Source organism: Janthinobacterium sp. UMAB-56 (genome assembly GCF_900095265.1).
In the GTDB taxonomy this organism is placed as follows: domain Bacteria; phylum Pseudomonadota; class Gammaproteobacteria; order Burkholderiales; family Burkholderiaceae_D; genus Janthinobacterium.
On sequence record NZ_LT607653.1, the window covers coordinates 283698 to 309145 of the forward strand.

The window sequence follows — 25448 nt, forward strand, 5'->3', positions numbered from 1 at the left end:
TGGCCGTCATGCATGACTTGCCTCGTCGTCGCGTGGCTCGCCACGCGTCCTCCTCATGCCTTGTCCGCGCTCCTGATGAACTGCCAGCAGAAGACGCTCCCTACTGGGACAGGCTCTGAGCGTCGACCCGTCCGGCGGGGCTGCGAAGGTGTCCCCGCTTGACCGGTGCAGCGCAAGGGTGGCGGATTAACTTGCCATGACGAAATATGCGCCAGGCAGGCACGGCAGGCGCAGTACAATATCGGACGGGCCGCAATGGTTCGGCCCGTATTGTGCCTTTGAATGGAAATATGTTCCTGGTAAAACCTGAACGCCGCCGCCTGCTGCAGGTAGGCGCAACCGTGGCTGTCATCGCGCTGGGCCTGGCCTCGCGCGCCTATCCCCAATTTCTTCCCGCCGCGCTTGGCAAGTATCCGGGCGACGCCCTGTGGGCCATGATGATCGTCTTTGCGTTGGGCATCATCGCCACGCGCATGCGCACGTGGCAACTGGCCCTGTGGTCTTTGCTGTTTTGCTTTGCCGTGGAATTTGGCCAGTTGTACCAGGCGCCCTGGATCGTCGGACTGCGCGCGCACCCGCTGGGGCACCTGGTACTGGGTTCCACCTTTGGCTGGGTCGACCTGATCGCCTATACGGCGGGCGTGGCGATCGCGGCGCTGGTCGATAAAGCGGCGCTGCTCAAGCGCCGCTAGCCTCTACTTGAGCTTACCCTCGGCGTCGCGCAGTTCCACGGGCGCCAGTTTCAGCTTGAACAATTGCGGGGCGATCTTCGCCTTGTCGCCCACGCCGATGACGATCAGCTTTTCCGGCTGCAGGTATTTTTTCGCCACCTGCTGCACCTGCTTGTCCGTCACGCCGGCAAAGCGCTGTGGCAAGGTCGTGTAATAGTCGAGGCCAAGGCCGTAGATATACGCGTTCGCCATGCTGGCGCTGATGCTGGCATTCGTCTCGAACTGGCCCGGCAGCGACAGCACTTGCGAATTGCGCGCATTCGCCAATTCCTGGCCGCTCAGTGGCTGGGCGATCATGGCGCGGATTTCCCTGAAGGTTTCCGCTACGGCCGCACCCGTCACATCGGTGCGCACGCTGGCGGCAATCGAGAAGGGGCCAGGCTGATTGCGGTACTGGAACTGCGAGCGCACGCCATAGGTGTAGCCCTTCTCTTCGCGCAAATTGGTGTTCAGGCGGCTGGTAAACAAGCCGCCCAGCGCCGCGTTCATCACTTGCAGCGGCGCATAGTCGGGCGTTGTGCGCGGCACGGCGATGGTCGACAGGCGCACAGCCGTTTGCGGCGCGCCCGGTTTGTCGACCAGGATCAGCCTGGCTTTCGTCGTGACCGGCGCCGCTGTCACGGACGGCGCCACCGCGCCGGCCTTCCAGCTGCCGAACTTCGCTTCGGCCAGCGCCTTCAATTCCGTCTCGCCGATATCGCCCGAAACGATCAGCGCCGCATTGTTTGGCAGGTAATGCTGCTGCCAGAACGCCTGCAGGTCGGCGCGGCTGGCCGCTTTCAACGCCGCTTCCGTGCCCAGCTGGATGGTGCCATACGGATGCTGCGGGCCATACAGGGCCGCCGCTTCCACCCGCGCGGCCACCGCGCCCGCGTTTTCGCGCTGCTGTGCCAGCTGTCCGATGCGGCTGGCACGCTGGCGCTCCACTTCGGAGGCGGGGAATTGCGGATGCAGCACCACGTCGGCCAGCACGTCGAGCGCTTGCGGGAAGGTGGCCTTGAGCGACGTGAGCTGGACAAACGAGGCATCCGTGCCGGAGCCGGTGCTCAGCAGGGCGCCCAGTTGCGCCACGTCGTCGGCGATCTGTGGCGCCGTGCGCGTGGTGGTGCCTTCCTGCAGCAATTGCGCCGTAAAGCTCGACAAGCCCGGCTGCGCCGTCGGATTGGCGCCCGAACCGCTTTTGATGACCAGCTGGCTGGACACGAGTGGCACGGCCCCGTTGTAGTGGTGGATCACGGTCAAACCGTTCGCCAGGGTAAACGATTTTCCTTGCGGAAGGACGATCTGCGGTGCGGGTCCGGCCTTCGGCACGGCACTGCGCCACGGCTCGTCCGCATTGATGGCCGTGCCTGGCGCCGGCTTGACCTTGCCAGGTGCCGGCGTCGGCACTTCCGCGCCCAGGTCCGGCTTGCCCGGCACGCCGTAGACGACGACGCGCGCCTGGTTTTTCAGGTAGGTGTCCACGGCGCGCTGCACGCCGGCCGCCGTCACCTGGCGGTAGCGTTCGATATCCTTGGCCAGGTAGCCTGGGTCGCCCAGATACTGGTTGTATTCGTTGAGCAAGTTGGCTACGCCGTGCCCGCCCATTTTTTCCACCTGGCTCAGCATGTTGGTCTCGATGCTGTTGCGCGCCCGTTCCAGTTCCTGCTCGGTAGGGCCGCTGGCGCGCAATTGCTCCAGCTCCGCCTGCAAGGCTTGCTCGATTTCCTCCGGCTGGTGGCCCGGGCGAGCCGTCGCGTCGATGGTGAAGACGGAGGTGAGGGCGTTGGAACCCTGGCTGGCGCCCACGTCCTGGGCGATCTGCTTGTCGTACACCAGGGACTTGTACAGGCGGCTGGACTTGCCGCCGGCCAGGATGTGCGCCGCCATCGACAATTCAGCGTCATCCTTGGTGTAGGCGGACGGCGTCAGCCAGGCCATGAAGACGCGCGGCAGCTCGACCCGGTCTTGCACCACGATGCGGCGTTCCTGCGTGATGGGCGGCGTCACGACATCGGGTTTCGGCACGGCCGGACCGCTCTTGAAGCTGCCGAAGTATTTGTTGACCAGTGCCTTGGTCTTCGCCTTGTCGATATCGCCGGCGATCACCAGGCTGGCGTTGTTGGGACCATAGTATTTGCTAAAAAATTCCTTGATGTCGGCCAGTTTCGCGTTCTGGATGTCCGCATGTGAACCGATGACGCTGGCGTAATACGGGTGGCTCTTCGGAAATAGCTGGTGGTACAGGGCTTCCTGCACGATGCCGTATGGCGCGTTTTCCACGCTTTGGCGGCGTTCGTTGCGCACCACGTCCTGCTGGTTCGTCAGCGCCGTCTGGTCGAGTACGTCCAGCAGGTAGCCCATGCGGTCGGAATGGGTCCACAGGGCCAGTTCCAGCTGGTTCGACGGCACCGTGTCGAAATAGTTGGTGCGGTCGAAATCCGTGCTGCCGTTCGAATCGGTGGCGCCCGCCCCTTCCAGCAACTGGTCGGCCATGCCGCGCGGCACGTGCTTGGTGGCGGCAAACATCATGTGCTCGAACAGGTGGGCAAAGCCCGTCAGCCCCGGCGCTTCATTCGCGGGCCCCACGTGATACCAGATATTGACGGCCGTGACGGGCAATTTATGGTCTTCCACGAGAATCACGTCGAGGCCGTTCGGCAAGGTGTATTTTTCGTAGGCGATATTGGGCACCGCCGTGGCGCCCGTCGCGGCGGCAGCATCGGCGGCGTGGGCCAGACTCAAGGGGGCGCCGTACAGCGACAGCAGCAGGGCGGGAATGGCCAGCAGTTTGATTGGTTTCATGCATGCTTCCAGGGGTAGGTGGGGAAGACGCTGCGGCTCGCTCGTGGCTGGCGCAGCGCGATGGTGCTACAGTTTAAACAGCAGGGCCGCGCCGCCCAGCACCAGCAGCGCGCAGGCGAGCGAGACGATGGCGGCCGCGCCCAGCAAGCGCCATTCGCGCGGCGTAAAGCCGGCCGGCCCGGTCGGCGACGGCGCGGACAAGGTGGTTTCCGGTACCGGCTGGGGCATGGCCGACGCCGGCACTGCGGGCAAGCCGCCCGCCGCGCGCGCCTGCGCCGCGAGTGCCTGCGTGGCGGCGTCCAGCAAGGCCAGCTGGCGCTCGACGGTTTCCGCCAGCACCGCTTCGTTCAGCGCCACCAGGGCGAATATAGGATCGTTGACGTCGACCTTGATGCCCGTCTTGTCGAACACGTGCGTGCGCAGTTTGTGCTGGTCCATCTACCATTGCACCTTGTCGAGTTGTTCGAAGATGTCGCGGTAGACGACCTTGATACGCTGCTTTTCCATGATGTTGAACTTGTCGTTCTGCAACACTTCCTGCATCGTCAGGCGCGCCGTGTTCATTTTCTTGACGTCCGCGCCGAAGGTGTCGGGATTGCGCTGGCTCAAGGTGATGCTGCCTTTCACGCGTGCGCGGTTGTCGGCATACGACTGCGATTCGACAAACTGCTTGCCGGACGCCGATTGCAACAGGCCGAAATGTTCGTTTTGCCACAGCACCAGCGGCACTTTCGTCGATTGCGCCGTCGCCACAAAGCCCGTGGCCGTGTCGTGCAGGGTGTCGCCGCCGCCGACGATGGTGTGGATATACACCTTGCGCCCCGATTCTTCCAGCAGCGAAAAACAGTCGTTTTCCAGCAGGTAGCCCATCAGCGGCGAAAAGGTGTTCGCACCATTGTCGATCACGCAGTTGCCGTCTGTGTCGAGGATGTCGATCATCAGCGCGTCAAAGCGTTTCGGGTCGATGTTGCGCGCATCCGTCATCACTGGCACATGCTTGACCTGCATCGCCTTGTAGCGCGAAAAAGTGGCGTTTTCCTGATCGGTGTCATAGCAGCGCAAAGGCGTGTCGTCCTTGCCGCCTAACCATTGGGCCAGCAGGGTCGAGACGAGGGTCTTGCCGATGCCGCCCTTGCCCTGCAGGATGAAATGTACCGTGTTTTGCATTGCGACTACTCCAAGTTGTTGCGTCAGTGACAATCAAAGATCCGTGACAGCGGCGCGGGCGCCCGGCCAGGCCACGACTGGCATTTTTACCACAATCCTTTGCAAATATGCCATGCGGAACAGCGAATCTGGTTATGATGTTAATCAGGATACCATTGATACAGAGCAAGTTTTGTGTGAAAAATCCACCCCAGAGTGTGAATGAGGACGCAGTGCCGATCTCCAGTCTCGATAAAGCCGACATAGACCGCCTGAATCAGCAAGCCCTGTCTTGCCTGGTCGGTAACCGCCGCCAGGCACGCCGGCTGGCGCAGATGGCGCTGGCGGCGGCGCAACGACAACAGTATGCGCGCGGCGGCGCGTATGCGGAACTTAATCATTGCTGGCTGGCGTATTACGCGGGCGAGGCCGAGCCTTCGTGCGAGCGCCTGGGCGCGTATTTCCAGCTCAGCGGCGACCTGGAAGGGGGCATGGAAGTGGCCGCCCTGCAGGGCGCGTATGCGAGCCGGCGCGGCGATTTTGCCGATGCCGAGCAGCATTTCCTGCAGGCGCGCAGCCAGGCCGCGCAGATCCCCGATTCCCTGCACAAGTTCATGTTGTACGCGCGCCTGGGCGTCGATGCCCTGAACCGTGGCGATACGCAGGACGGCCCGCGCAATTTCCTGCTGGCGCTCGACATCGCCGAACGTTTTGGCAGCCCTGCGCACCGGGTCAACAGCCTGTCGAACCTGGCCTCGTCGCAGCATGACCTGGGCAATGATGACGACGCCATTCCCCTGCTGGTCGAGGCGCTCGAGATCATCGGCACGCAAAAGCTCAAATACCAGCAAACCATCGTCTCGGCCAACCTGGCCATGTGCCTGCTGGCCACGGGCAAGCCAGCCGAGGCGCTGGCGCTGGTCGAGCCGTTTTACGAATGGCCGGAAGAAGACCTGGCCGTGCGCGCCTTCTTGTTCTGCATTGCCGCCCACGCGGCCATCCTGCTGCAGCAGCCCGAGAGCGCCCTGCAACTTCTGTTGCGGGCGGAGGACTATGCGCGCCGCGGCCAGGACCTGGAAGAACAGATGCATGCGTGGCTGGTGCGCGGCAAGCTGGACTTGCATGCGGGCCAGACGGCGCAGGCGCTGGCTTCCCTGACGCAGGCGCACAGCCTGCTGAGCTGGACGCGCAATCCGTTTCACCAGCAGCAGATCTTGCGCGGACTGGCCGAGATCAATGCCCAGCTGGGCGAATGGCAGGCCGCGTATGGCTTTTTGCAGCAATACCAGGCCGCGTTCGAGGCCAGCAGCAAGTCGGCACGCGCCTCGCGTAGCCTGATGCGTCACCTGGAAAAGGAAATGCACAGCCTGAAGGCCGAGCGCGACAAGGCGCTGGAGCTGCAGGCGGCGCGCGAATCGGAAAACGTCAAGCTTGAACATCTGAACCGCGAACTGGCGCACCAGATCCTGCATGTCAATTCCTTGCAGGACAGCCTGAAGGAACAGGCCATGCGCGACCACCTGACGGGCCTGTACAACCGCCGCCATTTTGAAACTTGCCTCAATGCCATCCTGCACGAAGCCGATGCGGATGCGCCCGTGGCCATCGCCATCATCGACCTGGATTTCTTCAAACGCGTCAACGACACTTACGGGCATAATTTTGGCGATGAAGTGCTGATCCAGTTCGCGCGCCTGGTGGAAGGCCAACTGCGCGGCAGCGACATGGTGTGCCGCTATGGCGGTGAGGAATTCTGTCTGCTGTTGCGCGAAGCCGACAGCGTCATCGCGGCGCACAAGATCGACGACATTGCCACGCGCTACCGTCAGTTGCTGATCCAGCAGGCGCCGCACAGCCTGTCAGGCTGCACCTTCTCGGCTGGCATCGCCGAATATCCGCGCCACGGCGCCGGCCGCCACGAATTGCTGATGCGCGCCGACAGCGCCCTGTACGCGGCCAAGCAGGCGGGCCGCGACCGCGCCTGCATCGCCGACGCTACTGGATAAAACGCAGCAGTTCCCGCAGGGCGTGCGCCACGGCCTGCTCGCGCACGGCCTGGCGGTCGCCCGCAAACACCCGCCGCTGCGTCTGGACGCGCCCGCCCATGGCCCAGCCGAAGCAGACGGTGCCGACGGGCTTGCCGGGCACGCCGCCCGTGGGTCCGGCAATGCCCGTGGTCGAGACGGCCACCTGGGCCTCGCTGTGGGCCAGGCTGCCTTGCGCCATGGCGGCGGCCACTTCTTCGCTGACGGCGCCGTGTGTAACGATCAGCTCGGCGGGCACGCCCAGCATGCCGGTCTTGGCTCCGTTGGAATAGGTGACGAAGCCGCGTTCGAACCAGGCGCTCGAGCCTGAGATATCCGTGACGGCCTGCGCCACGCCGCCGCCCGTGCACGATTCGGCCGTGGCCAGCAGCAGGCCCTTCGTCTGCAAGGCCAGGCCGACGGCGGTGGAGAGTGGGGTGAGTTCTTTGCTCATGGATGACTCCTGCATGCGGTGAAAATGGTGGCAAGACTGTAGCATGGCCAACGGTAAAAGAAACTTTCCCCGGTCACAGCGAAAATGCGTACACTCTTTTATGCATTTGCTACCATTCCGGGCCGGCAGGCGGGTTGCCGCTGCGCCACCCTGGTGCGCATCGCCCGAACAGGCACGCGGCATGGTGCCGCGCCTTCGTATGCATTATCTTTACTCGGTTGTCATGGTAATTCTGAACTGGACCTGGTGGCATCATCCTGGCCCGCTGCGCCGCCCTGTGCGCGGCCGCCGCCGCTCCCTTCGCTGGGGCTGGCTATTGCTGTTCCTGGGCGTGCTGTGCGTCGATACGCGGGCGCAGGTGCCGGGGGAGCTGGAACGTCAGGTCAAGGCCGCGTATCTGTACAAATTTGCCGGCTATGTCGAATGGCCAGACGGCAGCTTCGCCCGGCCCGATTCTCCGCTGGTGATCGGCGTGGCGGGCGCCGATGCGCTGGCCGAGCAGCTCGAACAGAGCGTTGCCGGGCACAGCGTCAATGGCCGCGCCGTGCAGGTGAAAAAAGTGCGCCGCGGCGAAGCGCTGGCCGGGCTGCACGTGCTGTACCTGGGCGCGCTGGAGAAAACGGCGCTGCAAGAGATGCTGGCCGCCAGCCGTGGCCTGGCGTTGTTGACGGTATCTGATTCGGATGAGATCTACGCGATGGGCAGCATGATCAATTTTGTGATGGCCGAGGACAAGGTGCGCTTCGACGTGGCCCTGAAACCGGTGGCGCAGGCGCATATCCGCATCAGTGCGCGCATGTTGCTGGCCGCCTATCGCGTGCAGACGGGGGGCGCCTAGATGATCAGATTGCGCTCCATCCGCCACAAACTGATGTCGGTGGTCTTGCTGACCACCCTGGTGGCGCTCGTCATTTCTCTGGGCACCATCGTCGCCTACGACTTGCGCGCCTACCACCGTAACCTGGTGGCCGATATCAGTACCCAGGCCGAGTTGCTGGGACACATGAGTTCCGCCGCTTTGGCCTTCGACGACGAGCGCCTGGCGCTGGAAAACCTCAACCTGATGCGCATCCGCCCGCGCGTGTCGGCCGGCGCCCTGTACAAGGCCGACGGCAGCCTGTTTGCCAGCTACCGCGCGAATGAACATGTGGGCGAGCTGCCGGCGAAGGTGGGCAAGGAAGGCGCAAGCATCCAGGGCAGCTCGGTGGAACTGTTCAAGCCCATCGTCGACAATGGCGAACTGCTGGGCACAGTGTATTTGCGCGCCGATTATGAGCTGGCTGGCCGCACGGCCGATTACCTGGCCATCGCGCTGGGCGTGACGGTGCTGGCGCTGCTGGTGGCCTTGCTGCTGTTGCGCCGTCTCGACTTCGTCATCACGCAGCCCATTCTCGATATCGCCGACGTGGCGCGTGAAGTGATCGAGACGGGCGACTACTCGCGCCGCGCGCGCAAGCTCAGCGTTGACGAAGTGGCGCAGCTGGTCGATTCCTTCAACAAGATGCTGGCCGAGATCGAGCAGCGCACGCATGCGCTGGAGCGTTCGAACGGCGAGCTGGCGCGCGAAGGCGAGCAGCGCACCCAGGCGCAGCAGGAAGTCATGCGCCTGAACCAGGAACTGGAAGTGCGCGTGCACGAGCGTACCATGCAGCTGGAAATGACGAACGGCGAACTGGCCATGGCAATGGAAGAGGCGCGCAGCGCCAACTATGCCAAGTCGGCCTTCCTGTCGTCGATGAGCCATGAATTGCGCACGCCGCTCAACGCCATTCTCGGCTTCGCGCAAATCCTCAGTTCCGACCGCCTGCCGTCGACCCTGGAGCAAAAGAAGGAGTTCGCCGGCCATATCCTGAAATCGGGGCGCCATTTGCTGACCTTGATCAATGAAATCCTCGACCTGGCCAAGGTGGAATCGGGCACGGTCAGCCTGTCGCTGGAACCGGTGGGCCTGGACGCCATCTTGCAGGAATGCCGCGACATGATCGCGCCGCTGGCCAGCCAGCGCGGCATCGGCATGGACTTCCCCGATACCTGCCCGCTGAACGTGCTGGCCGACCGCACGCGCCTCAAGCAGATCTTGTTGAACCTGCTGTCGAATGCGCTCAAGTACAACTGCGAGCGGGGACACGTGGCCATCGCTTGCGTCCAGCAGGCGGGTGGCAGGGTACGCATCAGCGTGCGCGACACGGGCGTGGGCCTCAACGGCGAACAGGTGGCGCTGCTGTTCCAGCCCTTCAACCGGCTGGGGCAGGAGGGTGGCACGGAAGAGGGCAGCGGCATCGGCCTGGTGGTCACCAAGCGCCTGGTGGAGCTGATGGATGGCAGCATCGGCGTCTCCAGCGCGCCCGGTGAAGGCAGCACCTTCTGGATCGAGCTGCGCGTGGTCGATGCCTTGCCCGCGCCGGCCCCCCCTGCCTTGCCGCGGCCGGACCTGGCCGGGGCGCTGCTTGAGCACAGCGCCCCCGTGACCTTGCTGTACGTGGAAGACAATCCCGCCAACCTGACCCTGGTCGAGGAAATCGTGCGCTACTGTCCGCAATTGCAGTTGCTGACGGCAACGGATGGCCGCCTGGGCGTGGCAATGGCGCGCACGCATTTGCCGCAGCTGATACTGATGGACATCAACCTGCCGAACGTGAATGGCACGGAGGCCCTGAAAATGCTGCGCGCCGATCCGCGCACGGCGCACATCCCCGTCATCGCCCTGACAGCCAACGCCATGCCAGGCGACGTGGAGCGCAGCATGGCGCTGGGCTTTTACCGCTATCTGACCAAGCCGATCAACCTCGACGAATTTACCGAAGCGATCAACAGCACCCTGGCCTATGTAGCGCAGCAGCGCCGGCAGAAGGGAACAGGCGCACCATGAGCAGCCAGGCCGATATCTATGCGGCGAAAATTCTCATCGTCGACGACCAGGACGTCAATTTGCGCCTGCTCGAGCATTTGCTGGTCAGCGGCGGCTACACGGCCACCAGCAGTACCCTCGACGCGCGCGCCGTGGCCGGCCTGCACCAGCGCCACCAATTCGACTTGATCATCCTCGACCTGGTGATGCCCGGCATGAGCGGCTTCGACGTGATGGAGGCCCTGCGCCCGCTGGAACTGGAAGGCTATCTGCCCGTGCTGGTGATCGCGGCCGACCCGGATGCCAAGCTGGCGGCGCTGGAAGCGGGCGCGCGCGACTTCATCAGCAAGCCCTTCGACGCGCTCGAGGTGCTCACGCGCATCCGCAACATGCTCGAAGTGCGCCTGCTGCACCGCGCCGCGCGCCACTACAACACGCTGCTCGAACGCACGGTGGGCCAGCGCACGGCCGAACTGCAGCGCTTTCGCGGCGCCATGGACGCCACCACCGACGCCATCTTTCTCGTTGACGTGCTGGGTATGACCCTGGTCGACGTCAACGACGGCGCTTGCCGCCTGCTTGGCTACGCGCGCGGCGAACTGCTGGCGCTGGCGCCCGGCACCTTGCTGCCATCGCCGCCAGCCCCGCCGCTGGCCGCGCTGTCGGGTGGTCCGTCCCACCTGGCCGCGGATGTGACGGAATGCGAACTGGTGCGGCGCGACCAGGCAGTGGTCCCCGTGGAACTGGGCTGGCACTGGTATGTGCAAGCACCCGTGGCGGGCGGGCAGGCCACGGAGGGGCTGCTGCTGATCGCCGTGGCGCGCGACATCAGCGAGCGCCGCCAGGCGCAGGAGCGCCTGAAGCACCTGGCCCACTACGATGGCTTGACGGGACTGCCGAACCGCAGCCTGTTCTACCAGACCCTGGCCCAGGCCGTCGAACTGGCGCAGGAAAAAAGCTGGCGCATCGTGGTGCTGTTCATCGCGCTGGACCGTTTTAAAAGCATCAACGACACCCTGGGTGCGGCGCTGGGCGATGAATTGCTGCGCCAGTTCAGCAACCGCCTGGTCGAATGCGTGCGCCTGCGCGACACGGTAGGGCGCCTGGGCAACGACGAATTCGCGCTCATACTCACCATGAGCCGCAACCAGCAGGAAGCCGTGGCGGTGGCCAACCAGGTGCGCGAAGCCTTGCGCGCGCCGTTCGACTTGCGCGGCCACGCGGCCACCCTGACGGCCAGCATCGGCATCGCCATGTATCCGGACGATGCCACCGACCCGGAAACGCTCATTAAATACGCGAATACGGCCATGGGCGGCGCCAAGCTGGCGGGCCGCGACGGCTACCGCTTTTTCACGGCCGGCATGAACGTGCAGGTGCTGGCGCGCCTGGACCTGGAGCTGGCGCTGCGCCATGCGCTCGAACACGAGCAATTCATCCTGTATTACCAGCCCAAGGTGGATTTGCGCACGGGCCGCATCAGCGGCGTGGAAGCGCTGCTGCGCTGGCGCCGTCCCGGCTATGGCCTGGTGGCGCCGGCCGAATTCGTGCCGGTGCTGGAAGACACGGGCCTGATCGTGCGCGTGGGCGCCTGGGCGATCGAGGCCGTCTGCCGGCAGATCGCCGAGTGGCGCGACAGCGAAGTGGGGCCGGTGCACGTGGCCGTGAATGTGTCGAGCCGCCAGTTTGCCGAAGGCGACCTGGAGGGCGAGGTGACGCGCGCGCTGGCGCAGCATGGCGTGGCGCCGGAATTGCTGGAACTGGAATTGACGGAAACGGCGCTGATGTCGAATGCCGAGCGCACCATCGTCGTGCTGGGCAAGCTGAAAAAAATTGGCGTGAAGGTGGCCATCGACGATTTCGGCACCGGTTACTCCAGCCTCGCCTACCTGCAGCGCTTCCCCATCGACAAGCTGAAGATCGACATCGCCTTCGTGCGCAACATCACCAGCAACCCGAATGACGCGGCTATCGCGCTGGCCATCGTCAGCATGGCGCACAGCCTGAAATTGAGCGTGGTGGCCGAGGGCGTGGAATCGCGCCCGCAGCTCGAATACCTGCGGCGCAACCGCTGCGATGAAATCCAGGGCTTTTATTTCAGCCGCGCCCTGCCGGCGCTGGAGCTGGGGCAGATGATCGTCGCCGGTGCCGGCCTGCCGCCCGGCCACGACCCGGCCGCGCAGCCGGCGCAGACCCTGCTCATCGTTGACGACGACGTCAATGTGCTGTCGTCCCTGCACCGATTGTTCCGTCCAGAGGGCTACCACATCCTCACGGCCAGCACGCCGGCCGAAGGCTTCGAGATGCTGGCGCTGCACCGGGTGCACGTCATCGTCTGCGACCAGCGCATGCCCAGCATGAGCGGCACGGAATTCTTGAGCAAAGTAAAAGAGCTGTACCCGGAAACCATCCGCATCATCCTGTCCGGCTACACGGGCCTCGAAGCCGTGCTCGACTCGATCAACCGGGGCGCCATCTACCGTTTTTATACGAAACCGTGGGATGACACCCAGTTGCGCGACAACATCCGCCTGGCCTTCCAGCATTACTGGATGGTGAACCAGCCAGGGCTGGCGCGCGTGGCGGTGCGGTAGACCTTATTCGCTGAAGTGGTCGAAAGAACTCAAGGCCAAATCCAGCGGCTGCCCCTGTGAGTCGACCAGCCGCAAGCCTGATTGCGCCTCGATGCTACCCACGCGCGTGACGGGCGTGCCGCAGCTTGCCGCCAGCGCGGCGATGGCCTCGCGCGCGGAAGCGGGCGCCGTGAAGCACAGTTCATAGTCGTCGCCGCCGGCGGCCGTGTAGCGGCGGCGCAGGGCCATAGCTTGTTGCGCCAGCACGGGGCCGGCCGGCAGGGCGTCGACATCGAGCGTGGCGCCCACCCGCGACGCTTTCAATATATGACCGAGGTCTCCCACCAGGCCATCCGAGATGTCGATAGCCGCATGCGCCAGGCCCGTTTCGGCCAGGGCGCAGCCCAGCGCCACGCGTGGCGTGGGCGTGTGCATGCGCGGGGCGGCAGTCAGCAGGTCGGCTGGCGCCAGCTCCTGTTCCATGCGGTAGCCGGCCAGCGCCAGGCGCGCATCGCCCAGCGTGCCGCTGACCCAGATATCGTCACCCGCCACGGCCGCGCTGCGGCGCAAGGCCTGGCCCGGTGCCAGTTCGCCAAACACGGTGATGCAGATATTTAGCGGGCCCTTGGTGGTGTCGCCGCCGATCAATTCGCAGCCGAATGCATCGGCCAGCGCAAACAGGCCTTCGGCAAAGCCGGCCAGCCAGCCACGTTCGGCTTGCGGCAGCGCCAGCGCCAGGGTAAAGGCCACGGGGCGCGCGCCCATGGCCGCCAGGTCGGACAGGTTCACGGCCAGGCTCTTGTGCCCCAGCATGCGGGCGTCGGCGCCGGCAAAGAAGTGCCGCTCTTCGACCAGCATGTCCGAGGAAATGGCGATCTGCTTGCCGGCACTAGGCGTAAGCAGCGCGCAATCGTCGCCGATGCCCAGGGTGGCGCGGCCGGGGCGCTGGCGCACGAAATATTGTTTGATCAGGTCGAATTCGGAAAGCGCGTCGTGAGGGGCCATGGCGTAGTCTGTGCGTTGAGTGATGGTGTGGCCCGGCTATTATAGGCTGGCCTACAATACAGGCCTTTGCCACTGCCGAGCACCTTACTATGCCCATCCTCGATATTCACGTCCTGTTGCAATCCTGGCTGGACCATGGCTGGCTGCGCGACCCGCAAGCCGTCGGCCTGGCCACCTTCGAAGCACAGGAGCTGTTGGCGCACGGCTTCGATGCCGTCAGCGACGTCGACCAGCTGTGCCTGTACGAGGACGAGCGCCTGTTCCGCCGTGCCGGCCGGCCCGTGCATGTATTGTTCAAGGCGTTTCTGCAGCGCGGCCAGCTGGTCGCGAATGGCCTGGGCCTCGGTGATCGGGTGCACCTGGCCGGCTTCCTGCGCGCGGCGCGGCAGCCTTTGCCGGCGTTTCGCGTGCTGCTGGAGCAGGGGGGCCGCAGCGGCGCCCTGCTGTTCGATAATGGCCTGGTGCTGCAGTTTTCCGCCAACTTGTGGGGCAAGCCCCGTCATTACTATCTGACCCTGGTCGAGGGGAACGTGGCCGACGCCCATGTTCCAGGCCGCCGCGACAGTGATATCGACTTGCGCGCGGCCAGCGCGCGCCATGTCCAGGCCCTGTATGACAGCCGTGACACTGCCGAACTGCAGCGCCTGGCCCGGCGCGGCAATGCGGCGCTGCGCGAGCTGGCGCACTTGCTCGCTTAAGCTTTTTTCGCCTGCGCCATGCCGTGCAGCAGCTTGGCCAGCAACTGGTCGAGCTGGCGCTGCTCGTCCGCGTTCAAGGGCGACAGCATAGCGCGCTCGTTCTCCACGTGCAGCAGCACCAGCTGTTCAATCAATGCCAGGCCCCGGGACGTCAGGGCCACCAGCACGCCGCGCCGGTCCGTCGGATGCTTCTGGCGTTCGATCAGGCCGGCCGCTTCCAGCCGGTCGATGCGGTTGGTCATGCCGCCGGAGGACAGCATGGCCGCCTCGTACAGGGCCGTCGGTGTCAGCGCATACGGCGCGCCCGAGCGGCGCAGGGTCGCCAGCACGTCGAATTCGCCAGGCTGCAAACCGTGCTCGGCAAACAGCGGGTTGAGCCAGTCGCGCGCCATCAGTTGTGCCACCGTGCCCAGCTGGCCCACCAGCTGCATGGCAGCGGTATCCATCTGCGGCAGCTCGCGCTGCCATTGTGCTGCGGCAAATTGCGCGCGTGTATGTTCTTGCGGGGTAGTTGTCATGGGTATGCATTTATCTCGACATCAAGATATATTTCTATCTCTATGTTAAGATACTTTTCATCGAGTTATTTATATGGCGCATTAAACCATGTGCCTCCCTGCGAGGCAAGGACTACTATCCCATGCCATCCGAACGCCCCGTCTCTGCACCGCCTCCCTCGTCCGCCTTGTTGGTGGCCGCCATCATCCTGCTGGGACTTAACCTGCGGCCTATCCTGGCCGCCATCGGCCCTTTGCTCGACAGCATCCAGGCCAGCACGGGCATCAGCAATGCCGACGCGGGCTTGCTGACCACAGTGCCCGTGTTCGCCATGGGCGTGTGCGCGCTGGCGGGCGCGCAACTGCAGCGTCGGCTGGGCGTGGCGCGCGGCATCTCGCTGGGCATCGCCATCATTGCTGTCGCCTGCGCGCTGCGCTGGCCTCTGCATGGCAGCGGCGGCCTGATCGCCACGGCGGCCCTGGGCGGCCTGGGCATTGCGCTGGTGCAAGCCTTGCTGCCAGCCTTCATCAAGCGCCATTTTCCCGCGCGGGCGGGCCAGTTGATGGGGTTTTATACGACGGGCATCATGGGCGGCGCGGCCATTGCCGCCGCCTCCGCCTCGCCGCTGGCGCAAAGCTGGGGCTGGAACGCGCTGCTGGCCCTTTGGGCGCTGCCCGCCGTGGCTGCCGCGCTGCTGTGGCACCGTGCTGCCGCTACACGCGTGGAGGTGGCCAGCGGCGCGGGCGCCAGCCTGCCCGTGGGCAGTGGCCGCGCCTGGCTGTTGATGGTGTTTTTCGGCATCGGTACGGGCGCCTACACGCTGGTGCTGGCCTGGCTGCCGCCGTTTTACACGGAGCTGGGCTGGAGTGCGGCCGACAGCGGCTTGCTGCTCGGTGGCCTGACCCTGGTGGAAGTGCTGGCCGGATTGGTGATTTCCAGCATCATCCATCGCTTTCCCGACCGCCGCATCCTGCTGCTGTCCGTCTTGTTGTCCGTACTTGCCGGCCTGGCTTGCCTGATCGTGGCGCCAGCGCAACTGGCGCTGCCGGCCGTGATATTGCTGGGTTGCGGCATCGGCTCCCTGTTTCCCCTGTCGCTGATCGTCAGCATGGACCATGTGCGTGACCCGGCCGGTGCCGGCGCGCTGCTGGGCTTTGTGCAGGGCGGCGGCTACATCATCGCCAGCAGCATGCCGTTTATTGCCGGGCTGATTCGCCAGCATTCAGCCAGCCTGGCGCAGGCGTGGATGGTGATGGCGGGCGGCGTCGTGGTGTTATTGCTGATCGCCGTGCGCTTCGCGCCGGGCGCGCGGCTGGCGTCGCCTGCGGGGAAAATCGCGTAGGCTGTCGGCTTGTGCTTGAGAGAAAGATGCCACCATGGCTGACCATATCGCCGCGCCGCCCGCCCTGCTGCCCGCCAACCGCCGCATCGTGCTGTCCGGCGAGGATGCGCTGCGCATCCTGCAAGAGATCGAATTGCTGCTGCAGTCGCTGCAGCACATCGGCCGCCATTATTATCCCGATGGCGCCGATGACGGCGCCGATGCCCTGCGCCGCGCACGGTATTGTGCCGAGACGACGCGCTTCATCGACGAGCAGCAAGCCACGACGCGCCTGGCGCTGATGCGCAGCATCCTGTCGGCGCCGTTCGACGCCACTCTCGGTGCGGACGAGATGGACGATATCGAGCGTGCCGTCGCCGCGCTGCCGCTGTGGCGCGCCCCTGGCGCTCCATCGTAAAAACTAATTGAAATCTAAAATTTGATAGTTTTTGCTGTTGCGGACGTTTGTGCCGCCGGACGGCCTTACAATGCTAGGTTATGCGTTTTCGTGATATCAGACTGTGGCTAGCGGAAAATACCTAGCTAATTGAAAGAATTGGTCTGATAAAATCCGGAACACCCGATCGACCAAACAGGAAGGCAGCACAGCATGGATTCGTCATCTGATAAAAAAGAAGAATTGCGTCAACAATTGCGCTTGGCCGCACTCGAGTATCACGAGTGCCCGCGCCCCGGCAAAATCAGCGTGACGCCGACCAAACAACTGACCAATCAGCGCGACCTGGCACTGGCCTACTCGCCAGGCGTGGCGGCACCGTGCGAAGAAATCGTCATCGATCCGGCGAATGCCTATAAATACACGGCGCGCGGCAACCTGGTGGCCGTCATCACCAACGGCACGGCCGTGCTGGGACTGGGCAATATCGGCCCGCTCGCCGCCAAGCCGGTGATGGAAGGCAAGGGCGTGCTGTTCAAGAAATTCGCCGGCATCGACGTCTTCGACATCGAAATCAACGAGATGGACCCCGATAAACTGGTCGACATCATCGCCTCGCTGGAACCGACCTTCGGCGGCGTGAATCTGGAAGACATCAAGGCGCCCGAATGCTTCTACATCGAGCGCCAGTTGCGCGACCGCATGAAGATTCCCGTCTTCCATGACGACCAGCACGGTACCGCCATCATCGTCGGCGCGGCCATCCTGAACGGCCTGAAAGCCGTCGGCAAAAAGATCGAAGACTGCAAGCTGGTCGTCTCGGGCGCGGGCGCCGCTGCACTGGCCTGCCTGGACCTGATCGTCGACCTGGGCTTCCCCTTGAAAAACATCTACGTCACCGACCTGGCCGGCGTGGTCTACAAGGGTCGCACGGAACTGATGGACCCGGACAAGGAACGCTTCGCGCAAGACACGCCGCTGCGCACCCTGGCCGAGATCATCCCGGACGCCGACATCTTCCTCGGCGTTTCCGCCGGCGGCGTGCTGAAACAAGACATGGTTCGCAAGATGGCGCCGAACCCCTTGATCCTGGCGCTGGCCAACCCGAATCCGGAAATCCTGCCGGAAGAAGTCAAGGCCGTGCGCAGCGACGCCATCATCGCCACGGGCCGCTCGGACTATCCGAACCAGGTCAACAACGTGCTGTGCTTCCCTTACATCTTCCGCGGCGCCCTCGATTGCGGCGCGACGACGATCACGCGCGAGATGGAAATCGCCGTCGTGCACGCGATCGCCGACCTGGCGCATGCCGAGCAGTCGGACATCGTCGCCACCACGTACGGCATCAGCAACCTGTCGTTCGGCCCTGAATACCTGATCCCGATGCCCTTCGATCCGCGTTTGCTGATCAAGATCGCGCCAGCGGTCGCCAAGGCGGCCGAGGATTCCGGCGTCGCTACGCGTCCGATCAAGGACTTGCAAGCGTACGCGGACAGCCTGCAGCAATTCGTCTACCGCAGCGGTACCTTCATGAAGCCGCTGTTCCTGATGGCCAAGTCCACGCCGGCCGAACTCAAACGCATCGTCTACGCCGAAGGCGAAGAAGAGCGCGTGCTGCGCGCCGTGCAAGTGGTGGTCGATGAGAAACTGGCGCGTCCCATTTTGGTGGGCCGTCCGCCCGTGCTCGAAGCGCGCATCCAGAAGTTTGGCCTGCGCCTCAAGCAGGGCGTCGATTTCGACGTCATCAACCCGGACTTCGACGAGCGCTATCGCGACTACTGGAATACGTATTACGCCATGACCAGCCGCAAAGGCGTCACCGAGGAATACGCTAAACTGGAAATGCGCCGCCGCCACACCCTGATCGGTTCGATGATGATCCACAAGGGCGACGCCGACGGCATGATCTGCGGCACCTTCGGCACCACCCAGCTGCACCTGAAATACATCGACCAGGTGCTGGGCAAGCGCGCCGGCAGCAATGTCTACGCGGCCATGAACGTCTTGATCATGCCGGAACGCCAGTTGGTGATGGTCGATACGCATGTCAATGAAAACCCGGATGCCGGGCAATTGGCCGAGATCACCATCATGGCCGCCGAAGAGATGAGCCGTTTCGGCCTGTCGCCGCGCGCGGCCCTGCTGTCGCACTCGAACTTCGGTTCCAGCGACAGCGCCTCGGCGCAAAAGATGCGCGCCGCGCTGGCCATCATCAAGGAACGCGCGCCGGACCTGGAAATCGACGGCGAAATGCATGGCGATACGGCCCTCGACAGCAAGCTGCGTCAAAAAATCATGCCAAACTCGGCACTGAAGCATGATGCCAATCTGCTGGTCATGCCCAATATCGAGTCGGCCAACATCGCCTACAACCTGGTCAAGACAGCCGCCGGCAACGGCATCGCCGTGGGACCAATCCTGCTTGGTTGCGCCAAGCCCGTGCACATCCTGACGCCATCGGCCACCGTGCGCCGCATCGTCAACATGACGGCGCTGTGCGTGGTCGACGCGGTTGCCCAGCGTAAAGCCTGAGCCTGAGCCTTAGCCTAGCGCTTAGCCTAACCCTTAGCTGCTCATGAAAAGCCACCCCATCCGCAAGGAGGGGTGGCTTTTTTACATGGGAGGTACGGGCTGGGCCGTGGCGAGCGTATGGCGGCGCAGGTAATAGTAGCGGTACACCATGATCTCGCCCCATACCAGCAGCAGCGCCAGCAGCGCGAACAGGCCCAGCGTCATCTTGAGCGAATTGAAATAGATGCTGGACTGCCGTTTGATGGCATCGATGAAGATCATCGGCACTGACTTGTCGAGTTTGCTGAAGTCGGCCTGGCGCGCCACATCCGTGCTCAAGCGCACGGCCAGGTCGGTGCCCAGCCTGGCCAGGTCGCCCGTCGCCTGGCCACGGAAGTCGGCGCCCTTGAGCGCTTCGCCGAGCACGCTGGCCCTGGCGATCAGTTGTTCCTGCAGCACTTGCGTCAGTAGCAGGCTGCCGCGATGCAAAATGAATTCATTGATCCAGCGCGCCTTGCTGCGTTCCCAGTAAGTGCTGGATGTGGGGCGGTAATACATGCTTTGCACGAATGGCTCGATCAGGCTGCGCATGCTGACCGGCTGGCCCGGGGCGATCAGCTTGACTTGCTGCTCCAGGTAGACGCGCAGCGCCGGCATCTGCGCTTCGACCACCGGCTGCAGGTCGCGCTCGAGGGCGTGGTTGACCACGCGGTGCACGCTGTGCACGGCGCCAAAGCCGCCAGCGAGGAGCGGCAGCGCGAGCAGTATCAACACATAGCTGAGCTTGGCGGCCACATGCCAGGCGCTTGGACGGCGCACCAGCAGGCATTTTCTGGCCAGCTGGTAGCAGATGACGAGCGCCAGCACAAAGCCGATTACGCCATACAGCAGCATCCACGGCAGGACGGTCCACAGCAGATCGCTGCCGAACGGCGCCAGGGCGCTGCCCCAATTGAGCAGTTGTTGCGTCATGTACATTGCCTTGATGTGAGTAGTCAGGCAATTATAGCGATTCAAGCAATACACATGGCGCGCGTCGCTTGCATGCTGCCATCCCAGGCTGGCACGACGATGCGCTAGTCAGGATGGCAACAAGGCTGGAAGGGCAACACGGGCAAGTCCAGCATTGCGGTGTTTGCCGGGAATGTTCTTATGCTGGGTTTGATGTGGGTCAAAAAAACATGCAGCATAGACTTCCGCAAGCTCAGCGCCAGGAAATTGCAAGTTGTTTGATGTGCATCAAAATGTCTGGCCCCCTACCAGCGATAATGGCATTGAACTCCTTGCCCTTCCAGTGGTCTGCAATGGCGCCGGCGCCATCTGTCCGGTACTGCTTTGTGTGACGCAACAACGCTGGCCGTGGCAGGAGTTCACTTAATTGTAGGGCTGCAAATCCAGCCAGACCGCATACGCCAGGCGCTTGCCATTCCACAGTCCGCCACCGCGGATGACGGCGTAGCACGAGGTCAGCTGGCCCACCAGGTCCTGGCGGCCCAGGTTGCGGCGCAGGCGCAGGGCGTCGTTGTGCGACAGGTAGCCGACCAGCTGGCCTTCGATGAAGACGGCGATGGCCTTGTCCTGGAAGGGATTGGCATCGTCGCAAACGAGCAGGGCCAGGCATTTTTCTTCCGCATTGCCGGGACCGTGCTCACCGGCCAGTTTGACGATGGCGCCTTGGTACATAGCTTCGTTTTCCACTTCCGAGGCGAAGCGTCCCGCATCGCTCCAGTGATGCGCGGGTGCGCCCGCAGGAATCGCCGGCACGTACTGGCGCACCGAGACGAGCGGTTTGTGCAGCGCTTGCACGGGCGTGCGGCCGCTGAAGACGTAGTACAGCAGGGCGATGACGATCACGATGGCAAGCAGGTAAAGCATGGTATCTCTCTGATTTCTTGGTGGGATGAGCCGCGGGCACGCTGCGCGGCGTTGCCGCTACTATAGCAAGTTCGCCGCCTGGTTTCGGGAAAATCTGGCCATCAGATGGCGCCGCCGGCGCAGCGCCAGCGGGTCCTTCAGCACGAGGGGGGCGGCGCCCGTCAGTCCCGAATAATACTGGCCGTGCTGGCGCAGGACGATGGCATAGTCGCGCGGCGCGTGGCCGTGCGCCAGCATGCGCGCATCGCAATCGACTTCGATGGCAAAGCGCAGCCGGTGCAACTGCCACCACAGGGGCAGATTCCACGGCATGAGCACGATCAAGGCGTAGGCCAGGGCCAGCAGTTGCGGGTCGCGCGCGGCCAGCCGGCATTGTGCGTGCGCCAGCAGCAGAGCCTGTTGCCGGGGCAGTATCAGTCGCAGCCAGACGGGCATCACGATGCGGGGCCGCAGCAGTCCCGCCACGCAGGGGCCGATGCCGCCGCTCAGGAAGACAGCAGTGCCCAGCAACGATATTTTCTGCCAGCGGCGCTGGTGCGACAGCAGCCAGACGCTGCGCAGCGCCAACAGCAGCAGCATGCCGCTTGATAGGACAAACCAGCCCAGTTTCAGCTGCGCCTGTTCCGCCGGCATGGCCGCCAGCACGCCGGGCAGCCACGCCAGCGGCACGATGACGGACGTGGCGATGGCCGCCAGCCACAGCCAGCGCGTCGTGCGCCCGCGCCGCTGCAGCGTGCGCTCGGCGCGCCAGGCGGCAGCGCTCAGCAGCAGCGCCAGCGCCATGGTGCAGAGCAGCCAGGCCGGCATCGGGCGCCTAGCGCTTCAGCGCCATGCCGACCGAGGCGGGGGCCGTGTGCTTGAAGCCGAATTGCGCGTACAGATCTTGCGCCTGGCCATCGGCGATCAGGCTGACATAGGCGCTTTCCGGCACTTCCGTCTCGATGAATTGCATGATCTCACGCATGATGCGCTTGCCCAGGCCTTTGCCCTGATGGGCCGGCAGCACGGCGATATCGACCACCTGGAAGAAACAGCCGCCATCGCCGATGACCCTGCCCATGCCCACCACCTCGTCGCCGTGCAGGATTTGCACGGCAAACAGGGAGTTCGGCAAGCCCTTGGCCGCCGCATCCGTGGTTTTCGCGCTCAGGCCGGCGGCAATGCGCAGCTGCCGGTAGGTGGCGCTGGCGGGAATGGCCAGGCGGGTGGCGTAGGGCGATGTTGCGGTCAAGACGGTCTCCTGTAGAAATAGTTTGGAGTGGTCATTATAGGCGGCGATGGGCTTGCGGGGCGGCACGCTTTATTCGCCGCGCCCTATGTCGTCCGTACGGCTTTTGCGCTATGGTGGCGGTATCCACATATTTGTTGAAAGCCCGCCATGTCCGCAGGATTTACCGCCACCGAGTTGTCCGTCATCAATGAAGACGACGCCCTGATCACCACCCTCGCCGCGCCAGCTGGCAAAGGCGAGCCCGTCTACCTGATGCTGCAGCGCGCCGAGGAATACGACGAGCAGGACGTGTCCATGGGCATGGACGAGCCCTACATCGAATACGGCGGCCAGGAGTTCGCCTGGTATGGCCACATGCACGCCGTGATCCTGCATCCGAACCGTTTGTCCGTGCAGATGGATGCCGAGGCTGCCATGCAGATGGATGACGATGGCCAGATCGACGTGCGCTTTAATTTGACGCCCGAGCGCTACGCCCAGTTGCAGCAGGCGCTGCGCACCACGTTTGAAGGTTGCGATTACTATCGCGAGGAACGCTGATCTGCGCGGACGGCACCGGTCATGGTGCCGTGTATGCGCGATCGCCGGTACTGATTGGGGGAGGGGACGATGACGCTGCTGTAAGGCGACACAAGACAACAAAAAACCCGCGCCTCCTATGGGAAGGGCGGGTTCTGATACTTCTTAATACGGTAAAACATGATCTTTTGGTGCCGGGAGCCGGAATCGAACCGGCACGCTGTTTCCAGCGCGGGATTTTGAGTCCCGTGCGTCTACCTATTCCGCCATCCCGGCAACGCGAGACGCATTATCACTGATTTGTCACAATCTGGCAAGTTTTATGCTTTACGTGTGTTTTGCACCAGCATTGAGCCTCCTTGTGGACGCCAATTCCAGCGCAAGAAGCGGAGTGCCGCGCCCGACCAGCCAGCCTATCGTATCCCTTCACTACTTGGAGGGATATCCCATGCAACAACTGGAAAACAAGGTCGCCATCATCACAGGCGCCAGCTCGGGCATTGGCCATGCGGCAGCACGGCTGTTTGCCCGCCATGGCGCGCGCCTGGTGCTGGTGGCGCGGCGGCAGAAGGAACTTGATGCGCTGGTGGCGCAGCTGGCGGACGGCGGCGCGCAAGCCGTGGCCTGCGCCGGCGATGTGGGCGACGCGGCGTGCGCGCGAGGGGCCTTGGCGCTGGCGCTGCAACGCTTTGGCGGCCTCGATATCGCCTTTAATAATGCGGGCACCCTGGGACCCATGGGGCCTACGCCGGAGCTCGCCCTGGAAGACTGGCGAGCGGCGCTCGATACCAATCTCACCAGTGCCTTCCTGGCGGCCAAGTACCAGCTGCCTGCCATGGCGGCGCGCGGCAGCGGTTCGCTGATCTTCACGTCCACGTTTGTCGGCCACACGCTGGGCATGTCCGGCATGGCCGCGTATGCGGCCAGCAAGGCGGGCGTGATCGGCTTGACGAAGGCCCTGGCTGCCGAGTATGGCGCTGCAGGCATCCGCGTGAATGCCTTGCTGCCGGGAGGAACCGATACGCAGTTGGGGCGCGCGGTGGCCTCCACGCCCGAGGCACTGGCCTTCGTGGCGGGCTTGCATGCCTTGAAGCGCCTGGCCACGCCGGACGAGATCGCCCGCTCGGCGCTGTACCTGGCTTCCGATGCCTCCAGCTTCACCACCGGCACGGCGCTGCTGGCCGATGGCGGCGTGTCCATCGTGCGCGCCTGAGGGATACGTCATGCGGCGGCGGAAACGCCGACGGCCCGGGGATGAGCCGGGCCGTCGGTGCTGTGCTGCTACATCAAGCTCAGTTGTGAACCGAGGCCAGCTGGCGCGCGATGATGTCGTGGTTGAGCCAGACGACGGGCGCTTGCGGCTCCGACATGGCGTGGAACATCAGCGGGCCCGTGCCTTCCAGTACCAGCGAGCTCAGGTGGTCGGTGATCAGTTCCTTGCGATCCTTGTGCAGCTTGGTGATGTCGTCCGAGGTACCGATCATGACCTCGGCCAGCTCCGGCGTGTTATCCATCGGCCAGGCGGCAAAGTTGCGGAACTGCACGCTGGTGGCGTCGCCATTGTAGGCGGCGATACGGTCGAGCAAGTCTTGCAGCGAGACGCCGTCTTCCAGCAAGCCCTGGCAGATTTTCCATTGCTCTTCTGCCCAGGCGCCGCCGCCTTCTTTTTTCAGCGCGTCGAGCAGGGGGAATAGCGACAGTTCCACGCCGACGAAAATGTCGGACGAATTGGTGCGGATTTCCGGGCAATTGAAAACGGTGGCCTTGATGCCTTGTTCCCACGCGGCCTTGGCCACGTTTTCCAGGCGCATCTTGGCCAGGCCTTGCGTGTAGTTGCTATACGTTTGCCACTGGTATTTGCCGTCGATCAAGATCTCGGTGCCGTGGTAGCCGTAGGCGCTGTAGCGCACCTGGCCGCCCGCTTGCTCGATGCGGGCACGGATGGCGGCGCTGCCATCGATCAGATGCTGCAGGGTATTGGCGGTGACTTCGTCGAAGTTCATCAGGATCAATTTACCCAGGTCGCTGTCGAGCAGGGCGCGCGAAGACATGAAGCGTTCGCCGCGGCCCTTGTAGATGCGGTTGGCAATCGCCAGGAAGACTTTGACCTTCGGAATACCGCCAGCCATGGTGTGGGCGAAATACACATTGCTGCCGTCAGGAATCAGGCTGTCCAGCTCGGTCATCGCTTTTGCCACGGAAGCGCTGAAGCGGGCGATGCCGGCTTCGCGGCAGCGTTCGATCTGCGCCCAGTCCAACTTATCTTCCTGCCAGCTTTTCAGGGTCAGGTCGGCCAGCAGGGCCGTCGGGGTCGGCTCGCCGGCCGGCGCGTCGAGGTCGAAACCGGCCATCAGCGGCACATTGATGATGCGCCCGCCCAGGTTGGCTTCGGCTTCCGCCAGCTCTTCCGCGTTGAGGGGGCGCAGCGCCATGTTTTCATCGCGGCGGCCGACCGTCATGCCGACGATATTCATGCCCGCCTTGCGCGCTTCGTCCAGCAAGCCATTCACATAGCCGCGGCCGAACAGCTCGCCGAACAGCACAAAGGTGTCGCCCTTGCGGAAGATATTTTTTTGCGGGATGTCTCTTAAGGACGTGATCTCGGTCATGGTGTCAATTCATTCAAAAAATAGCAGGGGAGGCGCATACCGCACAGCCTGCTGGTTCAACATAGTGATAAATTATGCGCCCTTTCAGTGGCGACAATCTTCTTGCGAACGATTCTCGTCTGGAGCGGCATCTTCTTCTGCGGTGGAGCTCTTATTCTTTCGCCATGGCGTATTTTACGCTGCCGCCGCGCACAGCGCCCGTGGACTGGGCTAGATAAGCCCGG

At 63.8% G+C, this 25448-nt stretch carries 22 protein-coding genes and 1 tRNA gene; 11 read left to right on the forward strand and 12 right to left on the reverse strand.

The genetic code is table 11. The features are described 5' to 3' along the window. Nucleotides 1-290 precede the first annotated feature (290 nt). Nucleotides 291-692, forward strand: coding sequence for a DUF2809 domain-containing protein (locus K0F85_RS07235; protein ID WP_219115342.1), 402 nt, complete (start codon nt 291-293; stop codon nt 690-692). Nucleotides 693-695: 3 nt separating this feature from the next. Here K0F85_RS07235 and K0F85_RS07240 read toward each other — a convergent pair whose 3' ends face one another. The 3 genes from K0F85_RS07240 to K0F85_RS07250 form a co-directional block, all read right to left on the reverse strand. Then, a complete protein-coding gene (locus K0F85_RS07240; protein ID WP_219115344.1) occupies nt 696-3515 on the reverse strand; it encodes a pitrilysin family protein in 2820 nt (939 codons plus the stop codon). A 66-nt stretch (nt 3516-3581) separates the two neighbouring features. Further along, nucleotides 3582-3953 carry a hypothetical protein gene (locus K0F85_RS07245; RefSeq protein ID WP_219115346.1) on the reverse strand — a complete coding sequence of 124 codons (372 nt, stop codon included), beginning with the start codon at nt 3951-3953 and terminating at the stop codon, nt 3582-3584. Then, complete coding sequence (locus tag K0F85_RS07250) at nt 3954-4682, reverse strand: hypothetical protein (RefSeq protein WP_219115348.1); 729 nt, start codon at nt 4680-4682, stop codon at nt 3954-3956. A 212-nt stretch (nt 4683-4894) separates the two neighbouring features. Between K0F85_RS07250 and K0F85_RS07255 the strand changes: the two genes are divergently transcribed. Further along, the gene (locus tag K0F85_RS07255; RefSeq protein WP_257572589.1) at nt 4895-6667 is read left to right on the forward strand and encodes a GGDEF domain-containing protein; all 1773 of its coding nucleotides are present in this window, start codon (nt 4895-4897) and stop codon (nt 6665-6667) included. Here the strand turns inward: K0F85_RS07255 and K0F85_RS07260 are convergent. Continuing rightward, nucleotides 6657-7139, reverse strand: a complete 483-nt coding sequence (locus K0F85_RS07260) for a CinA family protein (RefSeq protein ID WP_219115350.1) — start codon at nt 7137-7139, stop codon at nt 6657-6659. The genes K0F85_RS07255 and K0F85_RS07260 overlap by 11 nt on opposite strands. Before the next feature lie 223 nt (nt 7140-7362). Between K0F85_RS07260 and K0F85_RS07265 the strand changes: the two genes are divergently transcribed. From K0F85_RS07265 to K0F85_RS07275, 3 genes are read left to right on the forward strand one after another with little or no spacing between them, the layout of a single operon-like run. After that, on the forward strand, nt 7363-7977 hold the full coding sequence (locus K0F85_RS07265) for a YfiR family protein (protein WP_219115351.1): 615 nt from the start codon (nt 7363-7365) through the stop codon (nt 7975-7977). Then, entirely contained in the window at nt 7978-10008 is a 2031-nt protein-coding gene (locus K0F85_RS07270) for an ATP-binding protein (RefSeq protein ID WP_219115353.1), read from the forward strand. Continuing rightward, nucleotides 10005-12581, forward strand: coding sequence for an EAL domain-containing protein (locus K0F85_RS07275; protein WP_219115354.1), 2577 nt, complete (start codon nt 10005-10007; stop codon nt 12579-12581). Before K0F85_RS07270 ends, K0F85_RS07275 begins: the two co-directional genes overlap by 4 nt. Nucleotides 12582-12584: 3 nt before the next feature. On the opposite strand, the gene thiL is transcribed toward K0F85_RS07275, so the two are convergent. Beyond that, complete coding sequence (gene thiL, locus K0F85_RS07280) at nt 12585-13565, reverse strand: thiamine-phosphate kinase (RefSeq protein WP_219115356.1); 981 nt, start codon at nt 13563-13565, stop codon at nt 12585-12587. An 89-nt stretch (nt 13566-13654) separates the two neighbouring features. Here thiL and K0F85_RS07285 point away from each other — a divergent pair, with 89 nt between their 5' ends. Further along, on the forward strand, nt 13655-14263 hold the full coding sequence (locus tag K0F85_RS07285) for a hypothetical protein (RefSeq protein ID WP_219115358.1): 609 nt from the start codon (nt 13655-13657) through the stop codon (nt 14261-14263). Here K0F85_RS07285 and K0F85_RS07290 read toward each other — a convergent pair. Continuing rightward, complete coding sequence (locus tag K0F85_RS07290) at nt 14260-14781, reverse strand: MarR family winged helix-turn-helix transcriptional regulator (RefSeq protein ID WP_219115360.1); 522 nt, start codon at nt 14779-14781, stop codon at nt 14260-14262. The two genes, K0F85_RS07285 and K0F85_RS07290, sit on opposite strands and share 4 nt — an antisense overlap. A gap of 122 nt (nt 14782-14903) precedes the next feature. Between K0F85_RS07290 and K0F85_RS07295 the strand changes: the two genes are divergently transcribed. The 3 genes from K0F85_RS07295 to K0F85_RS07305 all read left to right on the forward strand — a co-directional run bounded on the left by K0F85_RS07295 (nt 14904) and on the right by K0F85_RS07305 (nt 19011). Next, nucleotides 14904-16103 (forward strand): MFS transporter, encoded by a 1200-nt coding sequence (locus tag K0F85_RS07295; RefSeq protein WP_219115362.1) that lies wholly within the window; start codon nt 14904-14906, stop codon nt 16101-16103. A 34-nt stretch (nt 16104-16137) separates the two neighbouring features. After that, nucleotides 16138-16500 (forward strand): hypothetical protein, encoded by a 363-nt coding sequence (locus K0F85_RS07300; protein WP_219115363.1) that lies wholly within the window; start codon nt 16138-16140, stop codon nt 16498-16500. A 192-nt stretch (nt 16501-16692) separates the two neighbouring features. Further along, entirely contained in the window at nt 16693-19011 is a 2319-nt protein-coding gene (locus tag K0F85_RS07305; RefSeq protein WP_257572591.1) for an NADP-dependent malic enzyme, read from the forward strand. Between the two features lie 81 nt (nt 19012-19092). On the opposite strand, the gene K0F85_RS07310 is transcribed toward K0F85_RS07305, so the two are convergent. From K0F85_RS07310 to K0F85_RS07325, 4 genes are all read right to left on the reverse strand, one after another. Then, the gene (locus tag K0F85_RS07310; RefSeq protein ID WP_219115365.1) at nt 19093-19962 is read right to left on the reverse strand and encodes a hypothetical protein; all 870 of its coding nucleotides are present in this window, start codon (nt 19960-19962) and stop codon (nt 19093-19095) included. 402 nt (nt 19963-20364) lie between these two features. Further along, nucleotides 20365-20865 carry a hypothetical protein gene (locus tag K0F85_RS07315; RefSeq protein WP_219115366.1) on the reverse strand — a complete coding sequence of 167 codons (501 nt, stop codon included), beginning with the start codon at nt 20863-20865 and terminating at the stop codon, nt 20365-20367. 60 nt (nt 20866-20925) lie between these two features. Next, nucleotides 20926-21672, reverse strand: a complete 747-nt coding sequence (locus K0F85_RS07320; RefSeq protein ID WP_219115368.1) for a M56 family metallopeptidase — start codon at nt 21670-21672, stop codon at nt 20926-20928. A gap of 7 nt (nt 21673-21679) precedes the next feature. Beyond that, the gene (locus K0F85_RS07325; RefSeq protein WP_257572592.1) at nt 21680-22096 is read right to left on the reverse strand and encodes a GNAT family N-acetyltransferase; all 417 of its coding nucleotides are present in this window, start codon (nt 22094-22096) and stop codon (nt 21680-21682) included. Between the two features lie 147 nt (nt 22097-22243). On the opposite strand from K0F85_RS07325, the gene K0F85_RS07330 reads away from it, so the two are divergent. Continuing rightward, on the forward strand, nt 22244-22636 hold the full coding sequence (locus K0F85_RS07330) for an Imm10 family immunity protein (protein WP_219115370.1): 393 nt from the start codon (nt 22244-22246) through the stop codon (nt 22634-22636). Between the two features lie 168 nt (nt 22637-22804). Here K0F85_RS07330 and K0F85_RS07335 read toward each other — a convergent pair. Further along, nucleotides 22805-22891: transfer RNA gene (locus tag K0F85_RS07335), tRNA-Leu, on the reverse strand. Between the two features lie 172 nt (nt 22892-23063). Between K0F85_RS07335 and K0F85_RS07340 the strand changes: the two genes are divergently transcribed. Continuing rightward, nucleotides 23064-23828, forward strand: a complete 765-nt coding sequence (locus tag K0F85_RS07340) for an SDR family oxidoreductase (protein ID WP_219115371.1) — start codon at nt 23064-23066, stop codon at nt 23826-23828. Between the two features lie 79 nt (nt 23829-23907). Here K0F85_RS07340 and K0F85_RS07345 read toward each other — a convergent pair whose 3' ends face one another. Then, nucleotides 23908-25224, reverse strand: a complete 1317-nt coding sequence (locus K0F85_RS07345; protein ID WP_219115373.1) for a hypothetical protein — start codon at nt 25222-25224, stop codon at nt 23908-23910. Between the last annotated feature and the right edge of the window lie 224 nt (nt 25225-25448).